This is a genomic window from Frigoribacterium sp. Leaf415 (assembly GCF_001424645.1).
Taxonomy (GTDB): Bacteria; Actinomycetota; Actinomycetes; order Actinomycetales; family Microbacteriaceae; genus Frigoribacterium.
In genome coordinates this window covers 2,236,027-2,248,319 of record NZ_LMQR01000001.1, presented here as the reverse complement: position 1 = coordinate 2,248,319, position 12,293 = coordinate 2,236,027, and the positions used below count along the sequence as shown (strand labels likewise).

12 protein-coding genes are annotated in these 12,293 nt (G+C 73.4%); 11 read left to right on the top strand and 1 reads right to left on the bottom strand.

Annotated elements, in window-relative coordinates:
- Positions 1–109 precede the first annotated feature (109 nt).
- The 8 genes from ASG28_RS10380 to ASG28_RS10345 all read left to right on the top strand — a co-directional run bounded on the left by ASG28_RS10380 (position 110) and on the right by ASG28_RS10345 (position 8,630).
- A complete protein-coding gene (locus tag ASG28_RS10380; RefSeq protein ID WP_055974795.1) occupies positions 110–1,165 on the top strand; it encodes a glycoside hydrolase family 130 protein in 1,056 nt (351 codons plus the stop codon).
- Positions 1,166–1,255: 90 nt separating this feature from the next.
- On the top strand, positions 1,256–3,364 hold the full coding sequence (locus ASG28_RS10375) for a hypothetical protein (RefSeq protein ID WP_055974791.1): 2,109 nt from the start codon (positions 1,256–1,258) through the stop codon (positions 3,362–3,364).
- A 110-nt stretch (positions 3,365–3,474) separates the two neighbouring features.
- A complete protein-coding gene (locus ASG28_RS10370; protein WP_055974788.1) occupies positions 3,475–4,005 on the top strand; it encodes an XRE family transcriptional regulator in 531 nt (176 codons plus the stop codon).
- The gene (locus ASG28_RS10365) at positions 4,002–4,325 is read left to right on the top strand and encodes a HepT-like ribonuclease domain-containing protein (protein ID WP_055974786.1); all 324 of its coding nucleotides are present in this window, start codon (positions 4,002–4,004) and stop codon (positions 4,323–4,325) included. The genes ASG28_RS10370 and ASG28_RS10365 overlap by 4 nt, the downstream gene beginning before the upstream one ends.
- 40 nt (positions 4,326–4,365) lie before the next feature.
- A complete protein-coding gene (locus ASG28_RS10360) occupies positions 4,366–4,611 on the top strand; it encodes a hypothetical protein (protein ID WP_055974783.1) in 246 nt (81 codons plus the stop codon).
- Positions 4,612–4,771: 160 nt separating this feature from the next.
- Positions 4,772–5,377, top strand: a complete 606-nt coding sequence (locus tag ASG28_RS10355) for a 2Fe-2S iron-sulfur cluster-binding protein (RefSeq protein WP_055974780.1) — start codon at positions 4,772–4,774, stop codon at positions 5,375–5,377.
- Positions 5,374–6,501: an FAD binding domain-containing protein gene (locus ASG28_RS10350; protein ID WP_082454564.1), complete on the top strand. Its 1,128-nt coding sequence runs from the start codon at positions 5,374–5,376 to the stop codon at positions 6,499–6,501. The genes ASG28_RS10355 and ASG28_RS10350 overlap by 4 nt, the downstream gene beginning before the upstream one ends.
- Positions 6,498–8,630: a xanthine dehydrogenase family protein molybdopterin-binding subunit gene (locus ASG28_RS10345; RefSeq protein ID WP_055974779.1), complete on the top strand. Its 2,133-nt coding sequence runs from the start codon at positions 6,498–6,500 to the stop codon at positions 8,628–8,630. The genes ASG28_RS10350 and ASG28_RS10345 overlap by 4 nt, the downstream gene beginning before the upstream one ends.
- Before the next feature lie 62 nt (positions 8,631–8,692).
- On the opposite strand, the gene ASG28_RS10340 is transcribed toward ASG28_RS10345, so the two are convergent.
- On the bottom strand, positions 8,693–9,667 hold the full coding sequence (locus ASG28_RS10340; protein ID WP_055974776.1) for an XdhC family protein: 975 nt from the start codon (positions 9,665–9,667) through the stop codon (positions 8,693–8,695).
- A gap of 119 nt (positions 9,668–9,786) precedes the next feature.
- Between ASG28_RS10340 and ASG28_RS10335 the strand changes: the two genes are divergently transcribed.
- The 3 genes from ASG28_RS10335 to ASG28_RS10325 all read left to right on the top strand — a co-directional run bounded on the left by ASG28_RS10335 (position 9,787) and on the right by ASG28_RS10325 (position 12,251).
- The gene (locus tag ASG28_RS10335) at positions 9,787–10,527 is read left to right on the top strand and encodes a nucleotidyltransferase family protein (RefSeq protein WP_082454563.1); all 741 of its coding nucleotides are present in this window, start codon (positions 9,787–9,789) and stop codon (positions 10,525–10,527) included.
- A 202-nt stretch (positions 10,528–10,729) separates the two neighbouring features.
- Positions 10,730–11,248, top strand: coding sequence for a DinB family protein (locus ASG28_RS10330; protein ID WP_055974773.1), 519 nt, complete (start codon positions 10,730–10,732; stop codon positions 11,246–11,248).
- 499 nt (positions 11,249–11,747) lie between these two features.
- Positions 11,748–12,251 (top strand): hypothetical protein, encoded by a 504-nt coding sequence (locus tag ASG28_RS10325; protein WP_055974770.1) that lies wholly within the window; start codon positions 11,748–11,750, stop codon positions 12,249–12,251.
- Positions 12,252–12,293: the final 42 nt, after the last annotated feature.

Sequence of the window (12,293 nt, the reverse complement as noted above, 5' to 3'; positions counted from 1 at the left end):
CCGCCCCCAGACCGGGTCGCCGTGCCGGCGGCCCCCACCGCAGGAGGCGCGGTGCGATCCCCCCTCGCGCCGCGCCTCCGTCGCCTCTCGCCTCTCGAAAGGGCCTCCCATGGCTGACTTCCCGTACCGACTGACCCGCCTGGGCGTCGTGATGACCCCCGACCCCGACTCGCCCGACGAGGCCGAGGGAGTGCTCAACCCCGGTTCGGGACGCGGGCCCGACGGCGAGCTGTACCTGCTGCCGCGGCTCGTGGCCACGGGCAACGTGTCGCGGGTCGGCCTGGCCCGGGTGGTCGTCGAGGACGGCGTGCCCGTGGGCGTGACCCGCGAGGGCATCGTGCTCGCACCCGACCGCGGGTGGGAACGCGGCGCGACCCACGCCGGCGTCGAGGACCCGCGCGTCACGTGGATCGACGAGCTCGGGCTGCACGTGATGACCTACGTCGCCTACGGGCCGCTCGGGCCGCGCACCGCGGTCGCCGTGAGCGACGACCTGCGCGACTGGCGCCGGCTCGGGCCGGCCACCTTCGAGTACGTCGACGAGCTCGACACCGACCTCGGGCTGTTCCACAACAAGGACACCGTGTTCTTCCCGTCGCCGGTCACCGCGCCGGACGGCGTGCGCAGCTTCGCCGTGCTGCACCGGCCGATGTGGCACATCGGGGCGACGGTGCCGGGCGAGGGCAGCCCGCTGCCGGCCGGCGTCGCCGACGGGCGGCACTCGATCTGGATCAGCTACGTGCCGGTCGAGGCGGTCGCCGCCGACCTGCGAGCGTTGGCGCGCTGGGGGCAGCACCGGTTCGTCGCCGGCCCCGCCTTCCCGTTCGAGGAGCTGAAGATCGGCGGCGGGCCGCCCCCGCTGCGCGTCGACGAGGGCTGGCTGCTGCTGCACCACGGCGTCACCGGAGTGATCGACGACGCGTTCGCCCAACAGCAGAACGTGAACTACGCCGCGGGCGGGATGATCCTCGACGCCGACGACCCGTCCCGCGTCGTCACCCGGTCGGAGGTGCCGCTGCTCGAGGCCGAGACCGCCGACGAACGCGACGGCATCGTGCCGAACGTGGTGTTCCCGACCGCGATCGAGGAGGTCGACGGCGTCCGGTACGTGTTCTACGGCATGGCCGACTCGAAGATCGGCGTCGCCCGCCTCGACCGGGCCTGAGCTCCACCACGGACCGACGTCGACACGGACCGACGTCGGGCACGGACCCACGTCAACCAGGAATCACTGACAAGAAGGAGGCGGTCGACGATGATCGCACGCAACTCACGATGGACGGGCGCGGCACTGGCCGCGGCCCTGGCGACCGTGCTGGGGGTGACGGGGGCGCTGCCGGCTGCCGCCGCGCCTCCTGGTCCGGCGGCCGCGCCGAGCGGGACGGCTGCTCCGACCGCGCCGACCGCCGCCCCGGCGGCCGCACCGGCCGTGGCGCCGCTGACGAACCTGGCGCACCTGGACTTCCTGCTCGACCGGACGACGCCCGTGCCCGAGGCCGGCCACTCGACCTATCGTCAGAGCACGGAGCCGACGCTCACCCTGCCGTGGACCTACGCCGACGCCCGCGACGGCGGCACCTTCGCCCGGGTGGGCGGCGGTCCGCTCGACCCCGCGACCGGGTACTGGGGGCAGGGCGCGTTCAACAGCGACGACGTCTCGCGGACGGCCGTCGTGTACCTGCGCGACTGGCAGCAGACCGGTTCGGAGTCGAGCCGGCAGAAGGCCTACGAACTGCTGCGGGCGACCGCGTACTTCCAGACGACCACCGGTGAGGACGCCGGCAACGTCGTGCTCTGGATGCAGCCCGACGGCACCTTCAACCAGAGTCCGGTGCCGGTCGAGCTACCCGACCCGTCGGACAGCGGCAACAGCTACTGGCTCGCCCGCAGCATCTGGGCGTTCGGCGAGGGATACGCCGCGTTCGCCGACGAGGACCCCGAGTTCGCCGCGTTCCTGCAGCAGCGTCTGCAACTCGGCGTGACGGCGCTGAACCGCGAGACGCTCGCCCGCTACGGGCAGTACGACGTGGCCGACGGGGCGAAGGTGCCCGCGTGGCTGATCGGCTCCGGCGCGGACGCCTCGGCCGAGGCCGTCCTCGGACTGAGCGCCTACTCGGCCGTCGTGCCGGGTGACGCGGCCTCGCGCACCGCGTTGACGCAGCTCGCCGAGGGCGTCGCCGCGATGTCGTCCGGCGACGGGCAGACCTGGCCGTACGGAGCCGTGCTGCCCTGGGCGAAGTCCCGCTCGATGTGGCACGCCTGGTCGTCGCAGATGCCCGCCGCCCTGGCCCGGGCGTCGACGACGCTCGCCCGACCCGACCTGCTGAAGCCCGCCGTGCTCGACCAGACCTCGTTCACGACGACGCTGCTCACCGCGAGCGGGCCCGACAACGCCTGGTACCCGACGCCCGTCGACCAGACCCAGATCGCCTACGGGGCCGACTCGCGACTGCAGTCGGCGCTCGCCGTGGCCGGCGCCGGTGCGGGTGCGCCGGGCCTGAAGCGGATCGCGGCCGTCGCCGCGAGCTGGTACTTCGGCACGAACCGTTCGGGCACCCCCGTGTACGACCCGGCCACCGGCGTGACGTTCGACGGCGTGCAGGCCGACGGCACGGTGAACCGCAACAGCGGCGCCGAGAGCACGATCCACGGCCTGCTGTCGATGATCGCCCTCGACGGTGCCCCCGACGTCTCGGCCGAGGCGCAGGGGCTGACGAGCGTCACGTCGCGTGACGGCCTGACGGTGGTCGAGGCCGAGACGGCGGCGTCCACGACGGGCACGGTCGTCACGCCCGACTCGGCGTGGACGGGCGAGTCGCAGTACGGCGGCGGCTCGGCCTTGCGGCTCGAGCCCGGGCAGAGTGCGACGATCACGGTGCCCGCGGGCTCCGGGTTGCGGCACGTCGAACCGGTGCTGCTCGCCGCCGAGGGCGTGCGGTCGACGTCGGTCTGGAAGGCGGGACGCGTGCCCCTGGGGACGCTGACGACGCAGGCCGGTGCGCGGGGCGTGACCGCCGCCTCCGGGGCCCTGCTGCCCCAGACGCTGCCGGTGCCGATCGGTGCGGGTACGACCACGATCACCGTGACCGCCGGGCGCGCCGCGACCGTGGTCGACGGCTTGATCGTGCGGCCGCTCGTCCAGCGACTCGTGCTCGCGGGCACGGCGGCCGACGGGCGGGCGACGACGACCGAGCTGCTGTCGTCGACCTCGCGGCTGCCGCTGCCGGCCTCGGTCGGCGTGCGCGGCACCCGGTCGTCGGTGTCGTCGTACGACGCGCAGGGCCGACTCGTGCAGCAGCGCGACGTGCAGGGCCGCAGCGTGATCGTGGTGAAGCCCGGCGGCTTCGCCGTCCTCACCCGCTAGCGCGGCCCCGAAACCCCAGGAACCCGCTCAAACCCCACGCCGCGCGCGAGGGTCTCGGCGGCTTCCTGGGGTCTCGTCGCGCGCCATGCACGATCGTATATAGTCCGATCATGATCACCACGGATGTCGGTTCGCGTCTGCGCGAGGCGCGGGTCGCCGCGCGGCTGACACAAGGCGAGGTGGGGCGGAGGGCAGGGCTGCCGCAGAGCGCCGTCTCGAGGTACGAGAACGGCTCGAAGACCCCGTCGTTGCCCGTGCTCGAGCGTCTCTTCGAGGCGTCGGGCCTCGACCTGGCGCTCACGCTCACGCCGTCTCGTCCTCGGACGTCCACGACCGTGTCCCCGTTCGTCGGGCCCGTGGGACGCAGCGTGCAACCACATCGTGCCGAACTGAGATCGTTCTTCGCGCACGAGGGGTTCGGCTCGCCCCAGGTCTTCGGCAGCGTCAGCCGAGGCGACGACCGCGCCGACAGCGACCTCGACGTCGTCGTCGACCTGCCCGACGGCCTCGGGTTGTTCGGGCTGGCGGCGGCTGCGCGTCGGGCGAGCGACATCGCCGGGGTCGTGGTCGACGTCGTGCCCCGCGACGGCCTGTCCCCCGAGGTCGCCGAGGCGGTCTCGCGCGACGGGGTCGCTCTGTGAGCCGCCACGATCGGGCACGGCTGGACGACATCGCCGCCGCCTTGGCCGCCGTCGAGGCTCATCGGCGACGTGGCGACCTCACGGACGGGCTCGTCTTCGACGCCGTGCGGGTCCGCCTCATCGAGATCGGCGAGGCGGTGAAGGGGCTGTCGTCCGAGACGACGAGCGAGGCACCCGAGATCCCCTGGACCGACGTCGCTCGCATGCGTGACTTCCTCGCCCACCGGTACTTCGACACCTCCCACTCCGTGGTGGCGCACACCGTCGACCACGACCTGCCGGTGCTGTCGTCCGCCGTCGAGCGGCTGCGTCGCGGGTGACGCGCTCCGCGGACGAGGAGGCGCGGGTACGGTCGAGCGCATGAGCGACGACACGCAGGCCCACGGTCCCGACGACGGCGGCCGCGACACGAGCCCGGGGCACGAGGTCGACCACGACCCGACCGGCATGACCGACGACGAGAAGCGGCACGACCAGCTGACCCGCGCCCCGAAGTCGGACGAGTCGGACGCCGCCCCGCGCATCACGACCGAGGACCGCGGCGACGGCGTCACCCGCATCGACGTCGCCGACACCGCCAAGGTCCGCCCGGGCAAGGCCGACTGACGCGGGGTGCCGGTCGGCGGGCCGTCCGCGGCGGCCGACCCGCGCCTCCTCGGCACCCCCCCTCGGCCCGCCACGCGGGCGTCGACAGCCCCCCGGCTCCGCGCTTCGCAAACGGGACAGCACGCGGGCACCCGCCCGCCCCCGGGCATACCGTGCACGCATGGTGTCCCAGGTCAGCGTAGAAACCAGTCCACCGAGCGCGGGCGCGAACCCGCCCGGCGTTCCGACGACGACGATCACGCTCGACGTCAACGGCAGCCCGCACCGGCTCGAGGTCGACAACCGCACCTCGTTGCTCGACGCCCTGCGGGAGCGCCTCGACCTGACCGGCTCGAAGAAGGGCTGCGACCACGGCCAGTGCGGCGCCTGCACGGTCCTGGTCGACGGACGACGCACCAACAGCTGCCTGGTCCTCGCCGTCAGCGCCGAGGGCAGTGACGTCACCACCGTCGAGGGGCTCGCCGACGGCGACGCCCTGCACCCGGTGCAGCAGGCGTTCCTCGACCGGGACGCCTACCAGTGCGGCTACTGCACGCCGGGCCAGATCTGTTCGACGGTCGGCATGCTCGAGGAGGCGCGGGCCGGCATGCCGAGCCACGTCACCACCGACATCACCAACGGCGAGATCGACCTCGACGACGAGGAGGTCCGCGAACGTCTCAGCGGCAACCTGTGTCGGTGCGGGGCCTACATGAACATCGTCCCGGCCGTGCACGACGCGGCCTGCGCGCACGACGCCGACGCGACCGACGGAGCCACCCGATGAAGACCTTCGAGTACGAGCGTGCGACCGACGTCGCCTCCGCCGTCGCCACCCTCGACCGCGCCCCGAACGCCAAGCCCCTGGGCGGCGGCACGAACCTCGTCGACCTGATGAAGCTCGGCGTCGAGCGTCCCGACCTGCTCGTCGACGTCAGCCGCGTCGACTTCGGCGGGGTGGACGAGCTGCCCGACGGGGGCCTGCGCATCGGTGCGGGGGTCCGCAACAGCGACCTCGCCGCGCACCCTCTCGTCCGCACCCGCTACCCGGCGCTGACACGGGCCCTCGTCAGCGCGGCCTCGGGTCAGCTGCGCAACCAGGCGACGACCGGCGGCAACCTGCTGCAGCGCACCCGGTGCACCTACTTCATGGACACCACGAAGCCCTGCAACAAGCGCGAACCCGGCACGGGCTGCGGTGCGATCGCGGGGCTGTCGCGCGAACTCGGCATCCTGGGTGTCAACGACCTCTGCATCGCGACGCACCCGGGCGACATGGCCGTCGCCCTGGCGGCGCTCGACGCGGTCGTCGTCTTCGAGACCGTCGACGGCGAGCAGCGCCTGCCGATCGACGAGTTCTTCCGCGAGCCGGGCGACGACCCGACCCGCGACACGAACCTGCCGAGCGGAGCGCTGATCACCGCGGTCGAGCTGCCGTCCCTGCCGGTCGCCACGAACTCCACGTACCGCAAGGCGCGTGACCGCCGGTCCTACGCCTTCGCACTCGGCTCGGTCGCCGCCGCCCTCTCGGTCGACGAGGCCGGTCTCGTGACCGACGTGCGCATCGCCCTGGGCGCCGCGTCGCCGGTGCCGTGGCGTGCGCGCAAGGCCGAGGAGGCGCTGGTCGGCTCCCCGGCGACGCCCGCCTCGTTCGCGGCCGCCGCGCAGCTCGAGCTGGCCGCCGCGACCACCACCGAGCAGAACGCCTTCAAGGTGCCGCTGCTGACCCGGCTCGTCGTGGGCGTGCTGAGCGAGTTGGCCGGCCTCGACCACGAGGGTGACGACCCGGCCGAGGACGTCGACCCGTCGCCGTTCCGCCCGACCGGCGCCAACGGGTCGCCCCGTCGCGTCGCGGCCGACGTCGAGCCCGGCACCCGGAATGCCACCGGTACCGACGGGAGCGCCTCGTGACCGCCGTCGACGTCGTCACCCCGGTCGACACGAGCGTCCCCACCGGTCTCGGCGCCCCCGTCGCCCGGCTCGAGGGCCGGGACAAGGTGACGGGCGCCGCCCGCTACGCCTACGAGCACACGCCCGACGGCGTGCTGTACGGCTGGATCGTGCAGTCGACGGTGACGACCGGCACGATCACCGGCTCGAACCGTGACGAGGTGCTCGCGATGCCCGGCGTGCACGACGTCATCACGTACGAGCAGGCTCCACACCTCGAGGACGCCGAGGACGGCGAGCTGCTCGTCCTGCAGTCGGCCGAGGTCGCCTACCGCGGCCAGCCCGTCGCGCTCGTGGTGGCCGACACCTTCGACACCGCCCGCGAGGCCGCGTCGGCGCTCGCCTTCGAGTACGACGAGGGCGGCATCGACGTCGTGCTGAGCACCGACCACCCCAGCCTCTACGCCCCCGAGACCGTCAACGCGGGCTTCGAGACCGACACCTCGCAGGGTGACGTCGACGCGGCGATGGCCGATTCGTCCGTCGTGATCGACGAGACGTACGAGACGGCGGCCCTGTTCAACAGCCCGATGGAGCCGCACGCCACGGTCGCCACCTGGGCCGACGGCGAGCTCGACGTGCTCGACTCGAACCAGGGCACGAGCGGCGTCGCGACGTCTCTCGCCACGCTGTTCTCGCTCGACCCGTCCGCCGTGCGCGTCCGTGCCCAGCACGTCGGCGGCGGCTTCGGCTCGAAGGGCTCGGCCCGCCCGGTCGTCGTCCTCGCCTCGATCGGCACCATGCTCACCGGTCGTCCCGTGAAGGTCGCCTACACGCGACAGATGATGTTCGCGATCGCGGGGTACCGCACGCCGACGATCTCGCGCATCCGCCTCGCCGCCGACTCCGAGGGGCACCTCTCGGCGCTGTCGCACCAGACGTGGTCGCACTCGTCGACGCTTCAGGAGTTCACCGAACAGACCGCCGAGCCGACCCGCCACCTGTGGGCCGCGCCCAGCCGTCTGATGACGCACCGGCTCGCCCGACTCGACGTCCCGACGCCGCGCTGGATGCGTGCGCCCGGCGAGGCACCCGGCATCTACGCCGTCGAGTCCGCCATGGACGAGCTGGCGTCGGAGCTGGGCCTCGACCCGGTCGAGCTGCGCGTCCGCAACGAGCCCGAGGTCGACCCGCACACCGGTCAGCCGTTCAGCAGCCGGCACCTGGTCGAGTGCCTGCGACGGGGGTCCGAGCTGTTCGCCTGGGACGGCCGCGACCCGCGTCAGGGCGTGCGCCGGGTCGGACGCTGGCTGGTCGGAACGGGCGTCGCCGCCGCGACGTATCCCGCGAGCGTGATGCCCGCGGGTGCCCGGGTCACCGCGCTGCCGGGTGGTCGCTTCGAGGTCGGCGTCAACGCGACCGACATCGGCCAGGGGGCCCGCACCGTGATGGCGCAGATCGCCGCGTCCGAGTTGGGTGTGCCCCTCGACCTCGTCGACCTGCACATCGCCGACAGCCGGCTTCCGACCGCAGGCGTGGCCGGCGGCTCGTCGGGCACGGCGTCGTGGGGGTGGGCGGTGACCAAGGCGAGTCGGCAGGTGACCGAGCTGCTCTCGCAGGGCCAGCCCGTGCCTCCGGAAGGTCTCGAGGTCGTCGTCGACATCGAGGAGGACATCTCCGCGATGAGCGACCACTCGCGCTTCGCCTACGGCGCCCAGTTCGTCGAGGCGCGCGTGGACCTCGACTCGGGTGAGGTCGTCGTGCCGCGCATGGTCGGCGTCTTCGCGGCCGGGCGCATCATGAACGCCCGCACGGCCCGATCGCAGTTCATCGGCGGCATGACCATGGGCCTGTCGATGGCGTTGCACGAGCACGGCATGCTCGACCCGACGCAGGGCGACTACGGCAACCACGACTTCGCGACGTACCACGTGGCGGCCAACGCCGACGTGGGCTCGATCGAGGTCGAGTGGCTCGACGAGGAGGACCCGCACCTCGCCCCGATGGGCGGCAAGGGCATCGGCGAGATCGGCAACGTCGGCGCGGCCGCCGCGGTGGCGAACGCCGTCGCCCACGCGACCGGCATCCGCGTGCGCGACCTGCCGATCCAGCCCGACAAGCTGCTCGCCGGCCTGCCGACGCGGTACTGAGCGGACTCGAGAGCAGGAGGCGCGGTGTCGGCGGGCACCGCGCCTCCTGACCGCGGGCGGCGTCAGCGGATCAGGTGGATGCTGCCGTCACGGTCGCGCAGCGGGGCCCGCGAGGCTCCCGAGCGGACGGCGAGCACCTCGGCCAGGATCGACACGGCGGTCTCCTCGGGCGTGCTGGCACCGAGGTCGAGCCCGATGGGGGAGTGCAGGCGGGCCAGCGCGTCGGGCCCCACGTCACGCGACCGCAGTGCGGCCATGCGGCGGTCGTGGGTCGTCCGCGAACCCATCGCCCCGACGTACGCCGCGGGGGACGCGAGCGCCGCCTCGACCAGGTCGGCGTCGAACCGTTCGTCGTGCGAGAGCACCGCGATGACGGTGCGCTCGTCGACGTCGGTGCGCGCCAGGTAGTTCGGCGGCCACTCGACGACGACCTCGTCGGCCGACGGGAAGCGCTCGCGGGTCATGAACACGGGGCGCGGGTCGCACACCGTCACGCGGTAGCCCAGCACCGCCCCGGCGTTGCAGAGGGCGACGGCGAACTCGACCGCCCCGAAGACGAGGAGGCGCGGCGGCGGCACCGAGCGCTCGCTGAAGACCCGCAGACCCTCGCAGTCGTCGATCGTCGGCACGACCTCGCCGGTGCGGACCGGCCCGAGCACGACGTGGGTCGACGCCTCCCGCCCGGCGGCCGCGTCGCGGAGGGCGGCGATCGTCACGGCGTCGTCCGGGGTGACGACACGGGCGAGCACCTCGATGCGCCCGCCGCAGCTGAGCCCGACCTCGAACGCCGTCTCGTCGCTGAATCCGAACGTCTCGAGCTGCGGCGTGCCGTCGTCGAGCACCTGCGCGCAGATCTCGTAGACCGCGCCCTCGACGCAGCCGCCCGAGATGCTGCCGATCACGGTGCCGTCGACGGTGACGGCCATGGACGTGCCGACGGTGCGCGGCGCGCTGCCCACAACCGACACGGCGGTCGCGACTGCCAGGCGCTCGCCGGCGTCGAGTCGCGCCAGCAGGCGGTCGGCGATCTCGAACACGGGACTCCTCGGGGGTGGCGTCGGGTGGCGCCAGGTCTCGATGGTGCCACGGCCCGAGCCCCGGGGCACACCGCGTCGCCGCACGTTCGCCGCGTGGACAGTCCGGTTAGCCTGCAGCCATGCCCGAGATCGTCGCTCCGCCGTCCGACGGCCTGCCGCCGGTCGACCCGCCGTCCGTCGGCCCGCCCTCCTCGGTCGGACTGCTGCTCGCGGCCGGTGCCGGGACGCGCATGGGCCGCCCCAAGGCGCTCGTGGTCGACGAGCGCGGACCCTGGCTGACCCGTGCCGTGGCGACGCTGCTCGACGGGGGCTGTGACCGCGTCGTCGTCGTGCTCGGTGCGGGCGCGACCGAGGCGCGAGCGCTGCTGGCCGCCGACCCGCGCCTCCTGCCGGTCGGGTCGCCGGGGTCGGACGGGGCGACGGGCGCGTTCTCGGACGACCCGCGCCTCCTCGGGGTCGACGGTCGGGCGAGGGTGTCGGTCGTCGTCGCGGACGACTGGGCCGACGGCCTCGCGGCGTCGCTGCGCGCCGGGCTGGAGGCGCTCGCCGCGTCGGACCCCGAGGAGGCGCGGCTCGCCCTCGTCACGCTGGTCGACTACCCGGGTCTGCCGTCGTCCGCGGTCGCACGGTTGCTGACGCCCCCGGCCGCCGACGTGCCCCTGGGTCCGGGTGCGCTGCGGCAGTCCGTCTTCCACGGACGCCCGGGTCACCCCGTCGTGGTCGGTCGCTCCCACTGGTCGGCACTCGCGGCGTCCCTCACCGGGGATCGCGGGGCGGGCCCGTACCTGCGGGCCCACGCCGCCGAGCCGGTCGACTGCTCCGACCTCTGGGACGGCCGCGACGTCGACGCGCCCGCCTGACCCGACCTGCCCGCCCGCCCGACCCGGCCGCCGGCCCGCGCACCTGACCCGGTGAACCCGGTTTCGATCCGTGCACCCGGAAGCTTCCGGGTGCACGGATCGAAACCGGGTTCATCGCGGGTCCACCGGTTGGCGCCGGGGGCACCGACGTCGGCAGGATCTCGATGGCGCATCCCGGGCAGCGCGTCCTAGCGTCGGTCCCATGCCGATCACTCCCGACACGAAGAACTGGACCTGGGTGCTCGAACGCCCTTGCGCCGACTGCGGCTTCGACCCCGCCGAGGTCGCGTTCCGCGACGTGCCCGGCCTCGTCCGCGCGAGCGCCGCCGCCTGGCCCGCCGAGCTCGCTCGGCCCGACGCCCGCACCCGGCCCGACGACGCCACCTGGTCGCCGCTCGAGTACGGGGCGCACGTGCGCGACGTGTTCCGGGTCTTCGACGCGCGCCTCCGGTTGATGCTGGTCGAGAACGCGCCGACCTTCGCGAACTGGGACCAGGACGCCACCGCCCTCGACGACGACTACGCCGCCCAGCAGCCCGTCGTCGTGGCCGACGAACTCGTGGCCGCCGCCTCCGTCGTGGCCGACGCGTTCGAGGCGGTGCCCGACGGCCGGCTCGGTCGCACCGGCCTGCGCAGCGACGGCTCGGCCTTCACGGTCGACTCGCTCGCCCGCTACTTCGTGCACGACCCCGTGCACCACCTGCACGACGTCCGCCGCTGACCCGTGCCCCGGCCGGCACCATCGAGCTCCGGCTTCACACCACCCATCGAGCATCGAACCATGCACTTCGGCGGTTCGATGCTCGATCGGTGGTGCGACGCTCTTTCGCAATGAGGAACTTCACATCACGGTCAGATCGGGATTGTTCTTGGGTCGTTGATGGGGCAGGATCTCGGTCTCCGTGGGCTCGACCGGGATCAGGGTTTCCACGGGGTGGTGGTCGGCGTTCGTCCCGGCGAACGATGTCGAGACGTGTCGTGAGATCGACATGTCCCCGACCGGTACAGGTGGTCTCGGGTCGCGGTTCGCGCCCGGGCGCACCCGATCGCTGCTCCTCACCTTCGGGCCAGGAGTCGAGTTCGTTCGGCGATCGGATGGTCGACGTCTCAGGGTGCGTACCGACCACGCATGCGAGATCGTCGACCTGCTCGTCAAGGGGGAGGACCGATCCTGTGCGCCCAGGCTCGACGACCCGAGGAGGCGCGGTTAGGCTCCCGCCATGCCCGTCCGGTCCGAAGAAGGTCGCGTCGTCGTGCGGATGTTCGCGGGGTTCACAGGCACCGTCCTGTGGCTCGGTGATGCGGTCGACCACTCGGACGTCCATCTGTCTCCCGGGCTCGTGGCCGACCTGGACGGGTGGGACGCCTTCCACCGGTCACGACTCGACCCCGATGTCGGGACACCCTCCGAAGCCGACGATTGCACCTTCGCGCGGACCGGTGCCGCCCTCGCCGTCCGACTGGCGGACGAGCTCGGCGTCGGGTTCGAGGTGCACCTCGTCTTCGACGGTCGCGAGGTCCACCGGTCGTCGGAACCCCCGACGAATGCTCGGGCCGCTCGAGCGCTGAACGCCCGTGCCGAGGAGGTCGAGGCCGAGGAGCGTGCGATCGCCGCGAGCCACCCGGGTGGCGGCTGGTACGCCTACGCGCCGCTCTCGGGCAGACGCTTCACGCCGTCGAGACGTGAGCGGCCAGCCCCCGGCACCGACCGGCCGTCGCGCTGAGGTCTCGGGCCGCACCCCGCACTCCAGGCCCTGGTCGCACCG